We start from the raw sequence: 17082 nt of genomic DNA on the forward strand, positions 1-17082 counted from the left end.
GGCATGGGACGGCTGCGGATCCTTCACGAGACCCGGTACTATTATGAACGGCCGGTGCGGTTCGGACCGCAGCGGCTGATGATCCGCCCGCGCGACAGTCACGCCCTACGCATCGTCGAGGCCAGCTTGCGCCTCTTCCCGCCCGGCGGCACGCGCTGGAGCTACGACGCCAACGGCAACTGCGTCTGTATCTTCGAGCCCACCGGCGAGGCCGACGCCATGCGGGTGGCCAGCGAACTGGTCATCGACCGCTACCCGGCCCCCCTTGCGCCCCAACGGATCGAGAACCCCGACACCCTGACCCCGATCGTCTATTCCCGCGAGGACCGGACGACGCTGGAGCCGTTCATCGCGCCGGTCACCGATGACCCCGACGCGGTGCTGCTGCGCTGGCTGCGCGGCGTCCAGGCCCATCGCGACGAGCCCGCCCTGGCCTTTCTGCTGCGGATCAACACCTTGATCCATCAGCAGTTCGAGTATCGCACCCGGCAGGAGGAAGGCGTTCAGACGCCGGTCGAGACCCTGCAAAAGCGCAGCGGCGCCTGCCGCGACCTGGCCTGGCTGATGGTCGAGGGCCTGCGTCGCCTGGGCTACGCGGCCCTGTTCGCCACCGGCTATATCCACTCGCCGGGTACGACGATCCGCGGGGCCGGGGCGACCCACGCCTGGTGCGAGGTGTTCCTGCCCGACCTGGGCTGGCTGGAGTTCGACCCGACCAACGGCCTGGCCGAGTCGCCGGATTTGATCCGCGTCGCCGCCACCCGAACCCCGGCTCAGGCGTTACCCGTCTCCGGAGCGATCATCGGCGACCCGGGCTCCGCGCGTCTTCACGTCTCCGTGGAGGTGCGCCTTATCGATCCGATCAACCAGGTGGCGTGATAGAATGAGTGCGCGTACGGGAGGAAAAGCCATGACCAGCGGCTTCCAGAACCAAGACCCCATGCGGAACGTCTGCTTCCCGAAATCGGAGCCCAAGGCTCAACACGGCCAGAAGCCCGACCAGGATTGCCTGAAGGTGAAGGAACGACGGACCTTCGAACCAAGACCGGGGCACTGAATTGTAAAAAAGCGTGAACAGGAGGGCCTTCCGCCACCCCTGTCACGCGAGCGACCTATACAGACACCCGCGGCGCCGTTAATTTTCGACGCCAGGGGAATGGGGGAGCACCGCGAACATGCGGCGCGTCGCGCTCGGATGTCTGTTGGCGACGGCTGGCCTCGCGGTGGTGAGCGCCGCGACCGCCCTGTCGACTCACGCCCCCGAGGAATTCAACCAGTCGCTGACCCTGGCGGGCGGCCCCGGGGCCGGCGGACCTGAAGTCCGCGCCCCCGTGGACGATCCCGACGCACCGATCTCCACGGCCCGCTACGGCGGCGAACCTTGGCGCGCCGCCGCCCCCGCGGTCGTCGCCGCCGAAGCCCACGCCGTTCCCGCCGTCGCCACGATGGCCCTGGCCGGTGGACCGCAAGACGACAGCCTGGCCGGCGCGGCGCCCGTCGTCGCCGCGGCCGCCTCGCGGACCACGCCGCCGCCCGCGCCGGTCGCGGCGCCCGCGAGCCCATCCGCGCGGATCCTGGCCGAAACCTCCGCCGCGCGGGGTCGTCCGGTGCTGGCCTTGACTCGGGTCGAGCATCGCCGCCCCCCCGGCAAGATCCTGCGGATGCAGGTCGACGACCAGCCGCTGGCCTTCACGCCCATGGGCCTGCAGTCGGGCGCGGTGAAGCGCCTGACGCTGAACGCCTCGAACCTGATGTCCAAGGCCAGCGCCTCGGCCGAAGACCTTCGCCGTGGCCGCTGGATGCTGTACGCCGCCAGTTCGGGCAAGGCCTATGGCCTGAACCTGATCCGCGACACCTTCGGCGGCTGGCGCAACGCCGGCTACAGCGAAGAGAAGATGGCCCGCTTCGGCAGCCGCCAGATCGGCCTGGGCTATCGCAAGGGCAACAGCCTCATCTCGCTGAGCGCCACCCGCCGCAAGCTCAACTCGATCGACTATTCCAACAAGGACACGGTCGTCGGCGTCAGCGTCTCGGTGCGCGGCCGCTAGAGCATTTTCCGACGAAGTGGACACCGGTTCGTCGTCGGGAAATGCGTTAAAACAAAGGGCTAGAGCATTTCACCGATCCAGTCCGATCGGAAAATGCTTTAGGCCGCCCATTTCGGTTCCGCGAGGATGTGACGCACGCGCGTATGGACCCCTGCCGTACAGGGGCGTAAATCGCCCTCGTGCCCGATCCGTCTCCAGCATCCTCGCCACTCGCGACGCGCCTGATCTCCATCGCCGTGGCCAGCGCGCTGCTGATGGAGTTCATCGACTCCACGGCCCTGTCGACCGCCCTCCCCACACTATCGCGGGCCTTCGCGGTCGATCCGATCCACCTGAAGCTGGCCCTGACCTCCTACATTCTGGCGCTGGCGGTGTTCACGCCCGCCAGCGGATGGGCGGCGGAACGGTTTGGCGCGCGGCGGGTGTTCCTGTCGGCCATGGTCGTCTTCCTGCTGGGCTCGGCGCTGTGCGGCCAATCGCGCAGCCTGGAGGCCCTGGTCGCCTCGCGGATCGTCCAGGGGATCGGCGGCGCGATGATGACCCCCGTGGCGCGGCTGATCGTCGTCGGCGCCACCCCCAAGGACAAGCTGCTGACCGCCATGGGCTGGTTCACCATGCCCGCCCTGGTCGGCCCGCTGATCGGCCCGCCGATCGCGGGCCTGGTGCTCAGCGTCGCCGAATGGCCGTGGATCTTCTACATCAACCTGCCGGTCGGCCTGCTGGGCGTGATCGCCGTCATGCGCTTCGTGCCCAAGAGCGAGCCCAAGCGCGACCTGGGCCGCTTCGACACCCCTGGCTTCGTCCTGTCGGCCCTGGCGGTCAGCGGCCTTGTGGTCGTGGCCGAGACGGCGGGCGTCAACCTGCTGCCGCCCTGGGCCCAGATCACCCTGCTGGCGCTCTCCGTCGCCTGCGGCTTCGTTTACCTGCGTATCGCCAAGCGCACGGGTCGCCCGATCCTGGATCTGACCCTGCTGCGCTATCCGACCTTCCGCGCCAGCCTGGTCGGCGGGACGCTGGTGCGGCTGGGCATAGGGGCCAGCCCGTTCCTGATGCCGCTGCTGCTGCAGGTGGCGCTGGGTTGGAGCCCGCTGAAGGCCAGCTTCGTCACCCTGGCGACCGGCGTCGGCGTGCTGGTCGCCCGCCCGTTCGCGGCGGCGGGCCTGAAGCGCTTCGGCTTCCGCACCTCGCTGGCCGTGTTCGTGACCCTGACGGCGCTGTTCACCGCCGCGCCCGGCTTCTTCGGTCCCGCGACGCCCATGGCCCTGATGATGGCGGCCCTGACGCTGGGCGGGTTCTGCCGCTCGAACCAGTTCATCGCCGCCAACACCATCGCCTATGCCGACGTGCCGGAAACCTCGACGGCGGCGGCCTCGACCCTGTCGGCCGTGACCCAGCAGGTGGGACTGGCCTTGGGCGTCAGCTTCGGCGGCATGATGCTGCACCTGGCGCGAGGCGCGGGCGGCGCCCTGACGCCGGACCGCTTCACCTTGCCGTTCGTGGCGATCGGCCTGGTGACCCTGCTGGCCCTGCCGGTCTACCTGTCGCTGGACAAGGACGCCGGCGCCGCGATCAGCGGTCGGAACCGAGCGGCCTAGGGCGGATCGACATTCAGGGATTCCCAGATTGCCGAAGTGCTGATTCATAGGGTTCCGCGATTTGGCGGGAGCCTTTTATGGGCGTGAAGCGGTACGAGTTGAGCGACGGTCAGTGGGCGAAGATCGCCCTTTTGCTGCCGGGCAAGCCGAGTGATCCGGGACGGACCGGTTCGGATAACCGCTTGTTTGTGAATGGCTGTTTGTGGGTTCTGAGGTCGGGCGCTCATTGGCGCGATCTGCCCGAGCGTTATGGCAAGTGGCGCACAGTGCATCGGCGGTTCAGCCGCTGGTGTCACGGCGGGGTCTGGGAGCGGGTGTTCGAGGCGCTCACCGCCGACCGGGACAACAAGTACCTGATGCTCGACAGCACCATCGTCCGCGCTCACCAGCAGGCGGCGAATGGAAAAGGGGGGCCAAGGATCAGGCGCTGGGGCGTTCCCGAGGCGGATTGACCACCAAGATCCACATGCTCGCCGATGGTCTGGGGCGGCCTTTGCGCCTGATCGTCACAGCAGGCCAAGCCGGTGACGCACCCCAGGCGCAAGCCCTTCTGGAGGGCCAGGTCGGCGAGGCCGTGCTCGCAGATAAAGCCTATGACAGCAATGCCTTACGAAAAATCATCGCCGAGATGGGCGCACAAGCCGTCATCCCCTCCAACCGTACGCGTAAGATCCTCATCCCTCACGACGAGATCACCTACAAGCAGCGCAACCGCATCGAGCGATGCTTCAACCGGCTCAAGCACTTCCGCCGCTTCGCCACACGCTATGAACGCCGTACCATCCACTTCAAGGGCTTCGCATTCCTAGCCGCATCCATGATCTGGATGAACTGAATGTCGATCCGTCCTAGGACTTGGTCCGGCGACCGCCCCGGGAGTGGTTGGCGGTCATGGGATCGGGCTTCTTCGGCGGGACCCAGCCTTCGGGCGTCTTCGGAACCGGCTGGTCCGTGCCCAGGCCCATGCGGCCGGGAACCTGGCGCTGGAAGTAAGACGCTTGCTGCCCGTCCTCGACGCCCCGCACCAGGGCGCTGTGCTGAATGCCGCCGATCTCGTCGCGCAACTTGGCCGCCGCCTCGAAGTCCTGAGCGGCGATAGCCTCGTCCATCCGCGTTTTCAGGTCGTCGATATGCGACATGACGTTCTCCATGGGGCCGCCAGGAAGAACGCCTGAAGCCGGTTTTAGCCGCGCGCCGCCGCGATGCGGGCGCGGGCGATCTCGTCGGCGACCAGATTGGCCGGACGCTTCTCGGCGATCGACTGGTCGATGACCTCGGCCAGGGTCTGGGCCAGGCGGTCCAGCTTGGTCGCCACCCACGCGCCGTCGAAGGCGCCGCCGGCTTCCAGGCCCCGGATCTCGGCGGCCACGTTGATGATGCCGCCGCCGTTGATCACGTAGTCTGGGGCGTAGAGGATGCCGCGCTCGAACACGGCCTGGCCGATCATGGCGTCGGCCAGCTGGTTGTTGGCGCCGCCGGCGATCACCTTGACCTTCAGGCGCGGCAGGGTCGCTGCCGAGATCGCCCCGCCCAGGGCGCAGGGGGCGAACACGTCGGCCTCGACGTCGAAGATGGCGTCGGTCGGTACGATCGTCGCGCCGGTCTTGGCGGCCACGTCGTTCAGGGCCGTCTGGTTGACATCGGCGATGGTCAGGACCGCGCCGGCGGCGTGCAGCTTCTCGGCCAGATAGGCGCCGACATGGCCGACGCCCTGGATGGCGACCCGCACGCCCTTGAGGTCGCGGTTCAGGGCGCGCTCGACACAGAGACGCACGCCGCGGAACACCCCCTCGGCGGTGACCGGCGACGGATCGCCAGAGGCGGCCGCGTGGCCTTCCAGGCCGGCGACGAAGCGGGTGGTCTTGCGGGTGCTTTCCAGGTCGGCCGGCGAGACGCCGACGTCCTCGGCGGTCCAGTACTGGCCGTTCAGGCTGTCGACGGCCCGGCCGAAGGCCTCGAACAGCGCCGGCGTCTTCTGGCTGCGGCTGTCGCCGAGGATCACGGCCTTGCCGCCGCCCAGGTCAAGCTCGGCCATGGCGTTCTTGTAAGACATCCCTCGCGACAGGCGCAGGGCGTCGGTGACGGCGGCCTGGCTGCTGGAATAGTCCCACATGCGGCAGCCGCCGGCGGCCGGGCCGCGCGCGGTCGAGTGGATCGCGATAATCGACTTCAGACCAGTTTTTTCATCGAAGAAAGCGTGGACGCCTTCGTGTCCCTCGAAATCGGGGGAATCGAACAAGGTCATGCCGTCGGTCTCGCCTATGCCAGAATGAACGTGGCGGCTTTACGCCCCCTCGCCGCCCCTCACAACCCCGAAGGCTGACCTTACGGCGTCTTGTGTCGGGCCGGCTTGGGCGGATCCAGCGCGGTCATCGCCGCCACGCTGGACGGAATGGGCGGCGCGCCCGACGGCGGCCAAGGCCCCGGCGCGCCGCGCAGGAACGCCTCGGCGTCGGCCCAGACCTTGGCGGCCTGCCGGTCGACCAGCAGCAGGTGATAGCCGTGCGCGTAGTAGGCGGTCTTCGCGCCCGGCTTCAGCCGGCCGATAGCCTCGACCGTCGGCTCGCGCGGGATGATGTGGTCGTTGGCCCCGTAGAACCAGGCGACCGGGACATTGATCCCACCCGTCGACTTCCAGGCGCGCTCCATCAGCCCGACCAGGCCGTAGATCGTGTCGGACCGCGCGCCCCAGATCATCAGCGGGTCGCGGCCCATGCGGCGCAGTTCGTCGATATTGTCCGAGGCCATGACGTTGCGGACCAGCCAGTCCGGCGGTTTGACCACCCACTGGCCCAGCACGTGGGCGCTGACCCAAAGGCTCATGCGGTTGGGCAGCGGCTGGTTCGACCAGCCCCAGACGGCCGGGGCGAACAGCATCAGCTTATCGACCGGCGGCGGGTTGTCGGAAGCCATGGCGCTGATCGCCAACGCGCCGCCCATGCTGATCCCGGCCAGGGCAAGCTTGGCGTTCGGATGGCGCTCGCGCACCGCCGTGATCAGCGCCCGCACGTCGTCCAGCACCAGTTCGGTCGGCGCCCAGACGCCACGCTCGGGCGAACGGCCAAAGCCCCGGACATCCAGCGCATAGGTCGCGATCCCCCTCCCCGCCCACCAATCGGAGGCCAGGTGGAAGGCGTTGGAATAGTCATTCATGCCGTGCAGCCCGACCACGACCCACTCCGGCTCCGTGGCGGGCAGCCAGCGCATCAGGCCCTGGCGCGCGCCGTCGAAGCTGACGAAGGCGTCGGTCTCGATCCGCGGCCCTCGAAAGCCCAGCGGCCCAAGGCCCGGCCCTTGTCGCAGCGGCGCGCAGGCCGTCAGCGCGGCGGCGGACGCGGTCAGGATCAGGGCGCGGCGGTTCATCGTCCCAGAATGTCCGCGACGCGCTGGCGAAGGAAGGGCACGACCTCTTCCTCGAACCAGGGATTGCGCTTCAGCCAGGCGGTGTTGCGCCACGACGGATGGGGCATCGGCAGGACGTTCGGCCCGAACTCGCGCCAGCGGGCGATGGTCTCGGTCATGGTCTTGCCGGTCCGCCCCGGCAGCGCCCAGGCCTGGGCGTAGCCGCCGACCAGCAGGGTCAGTTCGACATTCGGCAGCTCGGCCAGCAATCGGGACCGCCACATCGCCGCGCAACGCGGCGGCGGCGGATAGTCGCCGCCCTTGGGATTGGTGCCGGGAAAGCAGAAGGCCATGGCCGCTACGCCGATCTCCGGCCGGCCGTAGAAGGTCTCGCGGTCGATCCCCATCCACTGGCGCAGACGGTTGCCGGACGGGTCGTTGAACGGCAGGCCGGTCTCGTGCACCAGCCGGCCCGGCGCCTGCCCGGCGATCAGGATGCGGGTCTCCCCGCGCACCCGCGTCACGGGCCGGGGAACGTGCGGCAGGTACGGCGCGCACGCCCGGCAGGCGGCGATGTCGGAGAGAAGCGTATCGAGCGGCATCATCGGGGATTTAGGCGCGCGCCACCGGATGCCAAGCGTGACTAGTCTTCGTCGCTCTCGACATCGTCCGTAACCGTGTCCTCGAAGCTGGTCGGATCGCCTTCCAGGCGCGTACGGATGCGATAGACGCCGCGGAATTGCTCCGGATTGACTGGCTTGTTGTGGCGCAGGATCACCACCTTGCCCTCGCGGGCCAGCTCGATGGCGTTGGTGCGGACGTGGCCGAGGATCTGCTGCCAGCGCTCGGGCTGGATCGCCTTGGCGACGTTCATCGGGTCGATCGACTTGCCCTCGGCCAGCGGCGCGAGAAGGGACAGGATCGTGTCTTGGATCGGGGAGGTCATGAGCGCTCCCTTGCCATGGATTGCCAGCAGAGGCGAGACTGTAGGCAAGAACAGGCGGCTTGCACCGGATGCCGCGCCCTTCTAACTGAACAACGATAAGAACACGCGGAGGGGATGGCCCATGGACGGCGGAAACGAAATCATGAGCGGCCCGCGCCTGGTCGAGACGGGCGACTGGGCCGGCTGGCGGACCTGGTCGGGTCTGGACCCGTTCGAGGACCAGTCGGGGCCCTTCTACTTCCGCGAAGACGAGAACGGCCCGGTCACCACCGCCTTCCGCGCCGAGACCAAGCACATGAACGGCGGCGGCTTCATGCACGGCGGCTGCATGATGACCTTCGCCGACTTTTCGCTGTTCGCCATCGCCTGGAAGGAACTGGCCGATAGCCGCGCCGTGACCGTCAGCCTCAACGGCGAATTCATCGGCCCCGCCCGACCCGGCGACCTGATCACCGGCACGGGCGAGGTGATCAAGGCTGGCGGCTCGCTGCTGTTCATCCGCGGCCTGATCTCGACCGGGACCGGACCGATGCTGAACTTCTCGGGCGTGGTGAAGAAGATCAGGCCGCGGATTTAGGGGCGGGCATCCCGGCGGCCGCGGCAGGCCGTGACAGCATCGCCGAGAGCCAGCGGTTGACGTGGACCAGATCCTCGTCAGGTCGGAAGTCGATCATCCGGCCGAAGTCGACGCCGGTGACGGTGACGACGTCCGCGATGGTCACCCGGTCGCCGCCCACGAACTCGCTCTCGGCCAGGCGTTTGTCGAGGAAACTCAAGGCGCGCTTGGCCCCGGTGAGATTGTTCTCGCCGACCTCGGGGACCTGAGACTCGAGCGCGGCCATGTTCGGATTAGTGTGGCGGACGGCCAGAGCCAGCGGCGTCACGATCATCATCTCGGTGCGACGCTGCCACATCTCGATGATCGCCGTCTCCTTGGGATCGCGCCCGAACATGTTCGGCTCCGGATAGAGACTCTCCAGATAGCGGCAGATCGCCACGGACTCGGTGATCACCATCCCATCGTCCAGCTCCAGGGCGGGCATGTGCGACACACCGACCTTGGCGCGATAGTCAGGCGACTTGTGCTCGCCTCGCATGATCGACAGCGTCACGACCTCGATGTCGGTGATGCCCTTCTCGGCCATGAACCAGCGGACACGCCGAGGATTGGGCGCGCGGAGACAGTCATAGAGTTTCATGCGTTCCTCCCGTTTCCGCACATAGAAGCCCTTCCCCCTTGATGGGGGAAGGGAGAGGCAGAGCAACTCTTAGGTGATCAAAGCCCGAACAGCGCCCGGGGCATCAGGCCGATCAGGGAGCCGGTCAGGCAGGTGGCCAGGAAGCCGGCCATCATCGCCTTCCAGACCAGGCTCAGCACCTCGGCGCGGCGTTGCGGCACCAGGACCGAGAAGCCGGCGACGTTCATGCCGACCGAGCCGATGTTGGCGAAGCCGCATAGGGCGTAGGTCATGATCATCCGCGTGCGCTCGTCCAGCGCCACGCCGCCGACCTTGGCGAGCTGGATGAAGGCGGTGAACTCGGTGAGGATCAATTTGACGCCCAGCAGGCCGCCGGCCGTGCCGGCTTCCTTCCAGGGCACGCCCATCGACCAGGCCAGGGGCGAGAAGACCACGCCCAGGCCGCGGGCGATACTCAGCGGCTGGCCGCCGATCGGCGGCATGGCGCCCAGGATCTTGTCGACCATGGTGGCCAGGGCCACGAAGACGATCAGGGTCGCGCCGACGTTCAGCGCGATCTGCAGGCCGTCGGTGGTGCCCTTCATCACCGCGTCGATCGAGGAGCCGTAGGTCTTGTCCTCGGTCGAGAGATCAAGGTCTCCGCCCTTCTCCATCGGGTCGGACGGCACGATGATGCGGGCCAACAGCACGCCGGCCGGGGCCGAGATGATCGAGGCGGTCAGCACGTGGGCGGCGGCGTTGGGCAGCACGCCGGCCAGGATGGTGGCGTAGGCGACCATGGTCGAACCCGAGACGCAGGCCATGCCGACCGTGATCAGCATGAACAGTTCCGAGCGCGACAGCTTGTCGAGATAGGCGCGGATGAAGATCGGGCCTTCGATCTGACCCATGAAGATGGTGGCGGCGGTGGCCAGCGCCGGCGGGCCCCGCAGGCCCAGCGTCTTCTGGAAGATGAAGCCGAAGCCCTGAGCGGCCCATTTCAGGATCTTCCAGTGCCACAGCAGCGCCGACAGGGCGCAGACCACCAGGATCACCGGCATGACGCGGAAGGCGAAGATGAAGCCCGCGTTCGGGTTGCTGACCGTGAACGGCTGGTCGCCACCCGCCAGGAAGCCGAACACGAAGGCCGTGCCGGCCTGAGTCGAGCTGGCCAGGCCCTCCACGGCGCCGTTGACGCCCTGCAGCAGCTGGCGCGCCTGGGGCAGGCCAAACAGCACCACCACCAGCAGCACTTGGACGACGAGGGCGGCGATCGCCAGAACCCACGGGAATCGCTTGCGATTCTCGGAAACGAGCCAGCAGAGGCCCAAAGTGAGCGCCAGACCCGCGAGGGCCTGAACGTTCTCGGGACGGAACATCAAGACGACAACCTTACAAAGAGGCGACGCCCCCGCGACGCCGTTCAAGAGGCGAAGAATGACACCAAGTCAGCCGTCGCACGCAAGCGCCTTGCGTAAGGTTTGGTTAAGGAAGGCGTCGATTGCCTAAGTCAGAGACCTCTTACCAACTGGCGCCGTCATCCCGGACGGCCCCTAAGGCCGATCCGGGATGACAAGGTCGGGCCGCTAAGCCGTAACGTTCGTCCCGCCGCTCGCCGCCGTGCCGGTCGACGACGAGGTCGTCATCGCCTTGTCCAACTGGGCCAGCAGCTTCTGCATCAGGTCGGCGGCGGCCGTGGAGCCCGACATCAGGCTGGCCAGGGTCGAGGACGCGTCGGTCCCGGTAGACTTGCCCTGGTCGAGCAGGGCCGCGAACTCGCCGCCGCTCAGGGTCCCGTCGCCGTCCTGGTCGGCGGTCTTGATCAGGTCGGAGGCGGCGCTGGTTCCGGTCGTGCTGTCGCTGCTGTTGGCGGCGGCCAGTTCCTCGGCCGAGACCGTGCCGTCATGGTTGGTGTCGAGGCTTTCGAACACGCCGCTCGAGCCCGACGCGCCCTCCGCGCCGCCCGAGGGGGGCGGCCCGTGATGGTGGCCGTGCGCGCCACGCGTCGCCTGGGCCGACGACTCGTTGGCGGCGGCCGTGGTGATCGCCGAGGAGATCTCGGACGACGACAGGCCGCCGTCGCCATCGGTGTCGAGGGCCGACATGATGTCCGACGCCATCTTGTCCTCGATCCCCTTGCCCTTCGCGCCTTCGGGGGCGTTGGCGGCCAGGGCCGAGGAGAGTTCGCTGGCGCTCATCTTGCCGTCGCCGTCGGCGTCGCCCGCCTTCATCAGGGAGCTTGTCAGGTCGTCGACCGACTGGGTCGAGAGCAGCGACGACAGTGTGTCGCCTTTGAAATGTTCGCCGGGACCGCCGCCCCCGCGCATCGGCGGCGGGCCCTGTCGGCCCTCCGCCCCCTGCACATTTTGCCCGATGGACTGGAACTCGGTCAGCGAAAGCTGCCCATCGCCGTCGGTATCCGCCGTCTTGAAGGCCGCCTGCTGCAGCTGGCGAAGCTGAGCCAGACTCGTCGATGAGCCAGCGCTGGTTATGGTCATAGTGCTCACCCTCTGTTGGGGGGCCGCCTGCGTGGGCGAGCCCCTTCCGTCGCGCCAAGTGTCGACGCCAGAGGGATCACGCGAAAAACATTCCAGTTTTCAGCATGTTGCAATTAAGACATGAGGCGTTTTGTGGACAAGGTTAACGCTGCACGGCCGCCGCGAAACACGCGCCTCCGGCTCGCGCGGAGCGCGCGCTACCGGCCGGTCAGTTCGCGGACCAGGGCCGTGCGGTCGTAGACCTTCGTCAGCGCCTCGACGATGGCCGCCGCCGACACCGACACCGTACGGTTCTTGGCCCCGTCATAGCCATAGGCGCCGCCCAACACATGGATGTTGCCGTCGAAGGCCAAGCCGATCATCCGCCCCTTGGCGTCCAGCACGGGCGAGCCGGAATTGCCGGCGATGATGTCGTTGGTGCTGACGAAGTCGAACACCATGTCGGGCTTCAGGTCCTCCTTGGCGTCCAGCCAACGCGGGGCGGCGGCGAACGGCTCGGCGCCGGTGACGCGGTCGTAGAACCCGGCGAAGGTGGTGACGGCCGGAACCGCCCGCCCCTGCTCGCGCCAGCCGGCGACCTGGCCATAGGACAGGCGCAGCGAGAACGTGGCGTCCGGATAGACCGCATCGCCCAGCACGGCGAAACGGGCGCGGGCGATCTTCTCCGCGGCCTTGTCGACGGGTCCCGAGACCTCGGCCTCGTAGGCGGCGCGGGCCGCGCGGGCCAGCGGATCGACGCGCCGCACGAACTGGATCAGCGGATCGTCCGAAGCCTCGATGGCCTCCAGCCCGCCTTTCCACAGCGCCTCGCGCACCGCCGGATCCCCAAGCCGGCTTTCGGCCAGGCGCGCGGCGATGGCTTCCGGGCTTTCCTTGCCCAGCAGCGCCCGGACTTGCGGCGCGTCGACGGTAAGGATCTCGCGGGTCTTGAGCAGCCAGTGCTCCAGATAGACCCGCTCCAGCACCGGATCGACCGGCGGCAGGTCGGCCAGCTTGCGTTCGATCATCGGCAGACGGGTGTCGGCGTATTCGGGCAGCCGCGCGGCGTTGGGCTTGGTCCGCTCCTGCGCCGCCCGGACCAGCAGGCGGGCATAGTAGAAGAGGTCCGAGCCGCCGCCCGCCCCACTCTCCAGCATCCGCAGGGCCGGATAGAGTTCGGCCGCCTGGGCTTGGGCCGCGGCGATCTGGTCCCAGGCCGCGCCCGCCTCCGCCGCCAGCTTCGGATCGGCGGCGACCTTGGCGCGCAAGTCGTCCTCTGCCACGCGCTTGGCGGCCATGAACGCCTTGTCTTTGAGCGCGGCCTGCTTGCCCAGCCCCGCCTTGTAGCCGTTCTCGACCCACGCCAGGCCTTGCGTCGCGGCGCGGGCGTGGTCGTCATCCTGCTGGCGCAGCTGGATCAGGCGGCCGCGCAGCTCGGCCCGCTGCAATTGCTGCATCGGCAGGACGAGGTCGCGCTGGGTCTCCAGCTGGGCCACGGTCAGCTGCCGGTCGGTCGCGCCCGGATTGCCGACCACGAAGGTCGGCTCGCCCTCGACCGGGGCGCTGCTCCGCAAGCGCAGGAAGCTCGGCGTCGAGGCCTGTTGGCCGTTGGCGTAGAGGCGCAGGAAGGCCGCATCGAGCCCGTAACGGGGAAAGTTGTAGTTGTCCGGATCGCCGCCGAACGCCGCCGAGGCCCGTTCCGGCGCGAAGACCAGCCGCGCGTCATCGTAGCGGCGGTACTTGTAGACCTTGTACTGGCCGCCCCGGAAGAAGCTGATCGCCTGGCAGCGCAGGGTCTGGTCCTGGCCGCAGGCGGCCAGTTCGGCCAGCGCCAGCGCGCCCTCGCGGGCCTGGACGAAGTCGCGGCCACTCTTGCCCTCCACGGACGCGCGCACCTGGTCGGTGACGTCGGTGATGGTCAGCAGCACCTCGGCCTGCAGGCCGGCGCACTTGCGCTCGTCCTCGCGTCCGTCGGTCAGGAACCCGTCCTTGACGTAGTCCGCCCCGCCGTCCGACAGGGCCTGGGCGCAGTCGGCGAGGCAGTGGGCGTTGGTGGCGACCAGACCCTCGGGACTGACGATCCCGCCCGAGCAGCCGTTGGTCAGCCGCACCGCCGAAGCCTGGGCGGTGTCCAGCCAGGCCTGGTCCAGGGAGACGCCATAGGCCCGGCGGATCGCCTCGACCGGGACCTTGTCGAAGGTCCACATCCCCTCGTCCGCCCGCGCCGATCCCGTCGCGGCCCCCATAGCCGCTAGCGCGAGGGCCAGGACGCTGATCTGGGCGGACGCTGTGCGAAAAACCGTCATGAACCCGTGGGTCGCTGCACTCTGACTTGCCGCTTAGCGCCGGCGCCGAGGACTAGCCAGCCTCCTTTAGCGCACATGTCCAATATTTCATGCCCGCAACGCCGCCTTACCTCGATTTAACTTGGCCGTTCCGCGATCGCCGTCCATTGCTGCAACCGTCGGTATGGGGGAGCTAGAGTCCGGATGTCGTTGGCCTTGGCCACTCTTCTCTATGAGTGGCGTCGTTACATGGCGGCCGTGGTCGCTCTCGCTTTCTCGGGCCTTCTCGTCCTGGCGCAGGTCGGCATGTTCGTCGGCATCGGCAAGGGCTTCACCGCCCAGATCGACCGCGCGCGCGCCGACATCATGGTGCTGGGCCCCGGCGCCAAGGCGCTGTTCGGCGGCCCCTCGGGCTTGCCCCGCCGCATGATCCCGCTGGTCTACAGCCATCCCGAAGTCACCCAGGTGGCCCCGCTGGACGGCTCCGGCGGCCGCTTCCAGAACATCCAGACCCCCGAGCAGCAGGCCAAGGAAGAGGCCCGCGCCAAGAAGGCCGGCAAGGGCAAGGGCGGCGGCGGCTCGTCCCGCAAGAGCGAGTTCGTCAACGTCACGGTGATCGACGCGATCCCCGGCTACGTGACCGTGCCCACCGACTACACCCAGTCGATGATCGAGGCCCTGCGCCGTCCCTACGCCGTGGCGGTGGACGAGACGGCCCTCAAACGCCTGGGCGTCAAGAAGGGCGACAAGGCCCTCTACAACGGCAAGACCATCAATATCGCCGTCGTCACCCGCGGTTATCCGAACATCATCCAGCCGACGCTGGTCATGTCGCGCGACACCCTGCGGATGCTGGGCGAGGCCGACACCGGCCAGCGCGTCGGCCCGCTGATGGTCGAGATCCAGGACCCAGCCCGCGCCGAGATCGTCGCGGCCCAGTTGAACAAGAAGGCCGACGGCAAGTTCCGCGCCTGGACCCGCCAGGAGCTGGCCGACGCCAATTCCGGCGCCATGCTGGACGACCAGATCATCGGCATCATGCTGGGCTTCTCGGCCTTCCTGGGCTTGCTGATCGGCGTGGCCATCACCTGGCAGACCCTGCGCGGCGCGATCATGGCCAACATCAAGGAGTTCGCCTCCCTGCGCGCCTTGGGCGTGTCGATGGGCGACCTGCGCAACATCGTCATGGAGCTTTCCTTCTGGGTCGGCTGCGTCGGCGTGCTGGCCGCCGGCCTGCTGACCTGGCTGGTCTCGCTGCTGGCCGTGGCGGGCGGGGTGCCGATGTATTTCCCGCCGACCTTGGTGATCATCGTCGCGGTGTTCCTGATCCTCATCGCCATGCTCTCCGGCTTCCTGTCGCTGGGCATCCTCAAGAACAGCCAGCCGGCGGACCTGCTGCGATGAGCCCCGAGTACAAACACGATCACAGCCACAAGCGCGGCCAGAGCGCGCTCTCGGCCCAGGGCCTGGTCAAGCGGTTCAAGACCGGCCGGACCTTCATCGAGGTGCTCAAGGGCGTGGACTTCGACGCCAAGCACGGCGACGTGACCATGGTCATGGGCCCCTCGGGCTCGGGCAAGTCGACCCTGGTCGCCGCCCTCTCCGGCCTGCTGATGCCCGACGAGGGCAAGGTCTCGGCGCTGGAGGCCAAGGACCTGTGGGCCCTGCCGAAAGGCAAGATCGACAAGTTCCGCCTCGACCACTGCGGCTTCATCTTCCAGGGCTTCAACCTGTTCCCGGCCCTGACGGCCAAACAGCAGGTGATGACGGTCCTGAAATACCAGGACGTCGGCCCGGGCGAGGCCGCGCGCCGCGCCCAGGCGGCGCTGGAGTCGGTGGGCCTGGGTCCGCGCGTCAACCAGCGCCCCTCGGAACTGTCGGGCGGCGAGAAGCAGCGCGTGGCCATCGCCCGGGCGCTGGCCAAGAACCCGAACCTGATCTTCGCGGACGAACCGACCTCGGCCCTCGACGGCAAGAGCGGCGAGATCGTGATCAAGCTGCTGCGCGCGGCCGCCACCGAGCGTGGCGCGGCGGTGATCTGCGTGACCCACGATCCGCGGCTCGAGGCCTATGCCGACCGCGTCATCCACATCGAAGACGGCCGGATCCTGGACGACGTGCGTAGAACGCCCGACGCCAATCCCGCGCCGCTCAGCCACTGAATTTCTGGGGGAACTTGAGAATGCCCGCGTTTCTGCGCCGACCCGCCTTCTGGATCGCCATCGTTGTCGCCGTGCTGCTCGGCGGCGGTTTCTTCTACATGAAGGGCCAGGCGGCCGAGAAGAAGAAGAAGCTCGAAGCCGCCGCCGCCCAGGAGGAGCCCTCCCCCTACGCCGCCATCGCCCAGGGCAAGGCCGACGTCGAGGGCGGCGTCATCCAGGTGGCCGCGCGCCGCCAAGGCATCGTCCGGGACGTCTATGTCCAGGAAGGCGACGTCGTGAAGGCCGGCCAACCCCTGGCCAAGCAGGAGGACGACGACGTCCGCCTGGCCGCCCAGACGGCCTCGGCCGCCCTGTCCTCGGCCCGCGCCCAGCTGGCCCTGTTCCAGGTGCAGCTGCGCACGGCCCAGCGCGAGTACGCCCGCCTGCAGGCCCTCAGCGCCTCTAACTTCGTCGCCGCCCAGCGACTGGACGCGGCACGCGACCAGATCGCCTCGGCCCAGGCCAATATCGGCGCCCAGCAGGCCGCCATCGGCGTGGCCTCGGCCCAGGTCGCCCAGGCCAAGTACAATCAGGAACTGACGATCATCCGCGCCCCGGCCGACGGCCGTATCGCCCGCCGCCAGGCCAATCCGGGCGCCGGCGCCTCGACCCTGAACGTCACGGCCATGTTCGACCTCGAGCCCAACACCCAGCGCATCGTCCGCGCCGAGATCGTCGAGGCCGACATCCCCAACGTGAAGATCGGCCAGGAGGTCGAGATCCAGCCGGAAGGCAATCCGGACCAAACCTTCACCGGCAAGGTCCTGCGCCGCGCCGCCGTCTTCGGCGCCCGCAAGCTGGCCTCGGACGACCCCAGCCAGCGCAGCGACGAACGCGTCGTCGAAGTCGTGGTCAGCGCCGACGGCGCCCCGTTCCTGGTGGGTCAGCGCGTGCTGGTGAAGTTCATGAAGCCGGGCCAGAAGGCCGGCGTGAAGCGCGACAAGCCGACCCAGCCGGTGGCCGGCGGGATGACGAAGAAGAAGGCTTAGGGCGCTGATCCAATCCCTCTC

At 68.3% G+C, this 17082-nt stretch carries 16 protein-coding genes and 1 pseudogene; 8 read left to right on the forward strand and 9 right to left on the reverse strand.

Going from position 1 to position 17082, the window contains the following annotated elements; genetic code table 11:
* The first annotated feature begins 3 nt into the window (after window positions 1-3).
* The 4 genes and pseudogenes from ACW175_RS16685 to ACW175_RS16700 all read left to right on the forward strand — a co-directional run bounded on the left by ACW175_RS16685 (window position 4) and on the right by ACW175_RS16700 (window position 4478).
* Window positions 4-879 carry a transglutaminase family protein gene (locus ACW175_RS16685; RefSeq protein WP_492101134.1) on the forward strand — a complete coding sequence of 292 codons (876 nt, stop codon included), beginning with the start codon at window positions 4-6 and terminating at the stop codon, window positions 877-879.
* Window positions 880-1175: 296 nt separating this feature from the next.
* On the forward strand, window positions 1176-2048 hold the full coding sequence (locus ACW175_RS16690) for a hypothetical protein (RefSeq protein ID WP_492101135.1): 873 nt from the start codon (window positions 1176-1178) through the stop codon (window positions 2046-2048).
* Between the two features lie 179 nt (window positions 2049-2227).
* Window positions 2228-3643, forward strand: a complete 1416-nt coding sequence (locus ACW175_RS16695; RefSeq protein WP_492101136.1) for an MFS transporter — start codon at window positions 2228-2230, stop codon at window positions 3641-3643.
* 77 nt (window positions 3644-3720) lie between these two features.
* A pseudogene (locus tag ACW175_RS16700) lies at window positions 3721-4478 on the forward strand (IS5 family transposase).
* Window positions 4479-4491: 13 nt separating this feature from the next.
* On the opposite strand, the gene ACW175_RS16705 reads toward ACW175_RS16700, so the two are convergent.
* The 5 genes from ACW175_RS16705 to ACW175_RS16725 all read right to left on the reverse strand — a co-directional run bounded on the left by ACW175_RS16705 (window position 4492) and on the right by ACW175_RS16725 (window position 7931).
* Complete coding sequence (locus ACW175_RS16705; protein WP_492101137.1) at window positions 4492-4782, reverse strand: UvrB/UvrC motif-containing protein; 291 nt, start codon at window positions 4780-4782, stop codon at window positions 4492-4494.
* Between the two features lie 44 nt (window positions 4783-4826).
* A complete protein-coding gene (locus ACW175_RS16710) occupies window positions 4827-5888 on the reverse strand; it encodes a Leu/Phe/Val dehydrogenase (RefSeq protein ID WP_492101138.1) in 1062 nt (353 codons plus the stop codon).
* Window positions 5889-5968: 80 nt separating this feature from the next.
* Window positions 5969-7006 carry an alpha/beta hydrolase gene (locus ACW175_RS16715; protein ID WP_492101139.1) on the reverse strand — a complete coding sequence of 346 codons (1038 nt, stop codon included), beginning with the start codon at window positions 7004-7006 and terminating at the stop codon, window positions 5969-5971.
* Window positions 7003-7587 (reverse strand): uracil-DNA glycosylase family protein, encoded by a 585-nt coding sequence (locus ACW175_RS16720; RefSeq protein ID WP_492104982.1) that lies wholly within the window; start codon window positions 7585-7587, stop codon window positions 7003-7005. Before ACW175_RS16720 ends, ACW175_RS16715 begins: the two co-directional genes overlap by 4 nt.
* A 41-nt stretch (window positions 7588-7628) precedes the next feature.
* Window positions 7629-7931 carry a DUF3253 domain-containing protein gene (locus ACW175_RS16725; RefSeq protein WP_492101140.1) on the reverse strand — a complete coding sequence of 101 codons (303 nt, stop codon included), beginning with the start codon at window positions 7929-7931 and terminating at the stop codon, window positions 7629-7631.
* Window positions 7932-8052: 121 nt separating this feature from the next.
* Here ACW175_RS16725 and ACW175_RS16730 point away from each other — a divergent pair, with 121 nt between their 5' ends.
* A complete protein-coding gene (locus ACW175_RS16730; protein WP_492101141.1) occupies window positions 8053-8508 on the forward strand; it encodes a PaaI family thioesterase in 456 nt (151 codons plus the stop codon).
* On the opposite strand, the gene ACW175_RS16735 is transcribed toward ACW175_RS16730, so the two are convergent.
* The 4 genes from ACW175_RS16735 to ACW175_RS16750 all read right to left on the reverse strand — a co-directional run bounded on the left by ACW175_RS16735 (window position 8492) and on the right by ACW175_RS16750 (window position 13892).
* Complete coding sequence (locus ACW175_RS16735) at window positions 8492-9130, reverse strand: glutathione S-transferase family protein (RefSeq protein ID WP_492101142.1); 639 nt, start codon at window positions 9128-9130, stop codon at window positions 8492-8494. The genes ACW175_RS16730 and ACW175_RS16735 overlap by 17 nt on opposite strands.
* Before the next feature lie 77 nt (window positions 9131-9207).
* Complete coding sequence (locus ACW175_RS16740) at window positions 9208-10488, reverse strand: NupC/NupG family nucleoside CNT transporter (protein WP_492101143.1); 1281 nt, start codon at window positions 10486-10488, stop codon at window positions 9208-9210.
* A 207-nt stretch (window positions 10489-10695) separates the two neighbouring features.
* On the reverse strand, window positions 10696-11607 hold the full coding sequence (locus ACW175_RS16745; RefSeq protein ID WP_492101144.1) for an EF-hand domain-containing protein: 912 nt from the start codon (window positions 11605-11607) through the stop codon (window positions 10696-10698).
* 197 nt (window positions 11608-11804) lie between these two features.
* A complete protein-coding gene (locus ACW175_RS16750; protein ID WP_492101145.1) occupies window positions 11805-13892 on the reverse strand; it encodes a S46 family peptidase in 2088 nt (695 codons plus the stop codon).
* Window positions 13893-14075: 183 nt separating this feature from the next.
* Between ACW175_RS16750 and ACW175_RS16755 the strand changes: the two genes are divergently transcribed.
* The 3 genes from ACW175_RS16755 to ACW175_RS16765 are packed head-to-tail and all read left to right on the forward strand — an operon-like array spanning window position 14076 to window position 17061.
* Complete coding sequence (locus tag ACW175_RS16755; protein WP_492101146.1) at window positions 14076-15275, forward strand: ABC transporter permease; 1200 nt, start codon at window positions 14076-14078, stop codon at window positions 15273-15275.
* Window positions 15272-16033: an ABC transporter ATP-binding protein gene (locus ACW175_RS16760; protein WP_492101147.1), complete on the forward strand. Its 762-nt coding sequence runs from the start codon at window positions 15272-15274 to the stop codon at window positions 16031-16033. Before ACW175_RS16755 ends, ACW175_RS16760 begins: the two co-directional genes overlap by 4 nt.
* Window positions 16034-16053: 20 nt before the next feature.
* Complete coding sequence (locus ACW175_RS16765; RefSeq protein ID WP_492101148.1) at window positions 16054-17061, forward strand: HlyD family secretion protein; 1008 nt, start codon at window positions 16054-16056, stop codon at window positions 17059-17061.
* The last annotated feature ends 21 nt before the right edge of the window (window positions 17062-17082 follow it).

Source organism: Caulobacter sp. FV1ye6ST, assembly GCF_058681225.1.

Coding starts and splice junctions, on each gene's coding strand:
- ACW175_RS16715 (WP_492101139.1), bottom strand. CDS start 7,006: ATGAACCGCCGCGCCCTGATCCTGACCGCGTCCGCCGCCGCGCTGACG.
- ACW175_RS16725 (WP_492101140.1), bottom strand. CDS start 7,931: ATGACCTCCCCGATCCAAGACACGATCCTGTCCCTTCTCGCGCCGCTG.
- ACW175_RS16735 (WP_492101142.1), bottom strand. CDS start 9,130: ATGAAACTCTATGACTGTCTCCGCGCGCCCAATCCTCGGCGTGTCCGC.
- ACW175_RS16730 (WP_492101141.1), top strand. CDS start 8,053: ATGGACGGCGGAAACGAAATCATGAGCGGCCCGCGCCTGGTCGAGACG.
- ACW175_RS16740 (WP_492101143.1), bottom strand. CDS start 10,488: ATGTTCCGTCCCGAGAACGTTCAGGCCCTCGCGGGTCTGGCGCTCACT.
- ACW175_RS16755 (WP_492101146.1), top strand. CDS start 14,076: ATGTCGTTGGCCTTGGCCACTCTTCTCTATGAGTGGCGTCGTTACATG.
- ACW175_RS16720 (WP_492104982.1), bottom strand. CDS start 7,587: ATGCCGCTCGATACGCTTCTCTCCGACATCGCCGCCTGCCGGGCGTGC.
- ACW175_RS16750 (WP_492101145.1), bottom strand. CDS start 13,892: ATGACGGTTTTTCGCACAGCGTCCGCCCAGATCAGCGTCCTGGCCCTC.
- ACW175_RS16745 (WP_492101144.1), bottom strand. CDS start 11,607: ATGACCATAACCAGCGCTGGCTCATCGACGAGTCTGGCTCAGCTTCGC.
- ACW175_RS16710 (WP_492101138.1), bottom strand. CDS start 5,888: ATGACCTTGTTCGATTCCCCCGATTTCGAGGGACACGAAGGCGTCCAC.
- ACW175_RS16685 (WP_492101134.1), top strand. CDS start 4: ATGGGACGGCTGCGGATCCTTCACGAGACCCGGTACTATTATGAACGG.
- ACW175_RS16690 (WP_492101135.1), top strand. CDS start 1,176: ATGCGGCGCGTCGCGCTCGGATGTCTGTTGGCGACGGCTGGCCTCGCG.
- ACW175_RS16765 (WP_492101148.1), top strand. CDS start 16,054: ATGCCCGCGTTTCTGCGCCGACCCGCCTTCTGGATCGCCATCGTTGTC.
- ACW175_RS16705 (WP_492101137.1), bottom strand. CDS start 4,782: ATGTCGCATATCGACGACCTGAAAACGCGGATGGACGAGGCTATCGCC.
- ACW175_RS16760 (WP_492101147.1), top strand. CDS start 15,272: ATGAGCCCCGAGTACAAACACGATCACAGCCACAAGCGCGGCCAGAGC.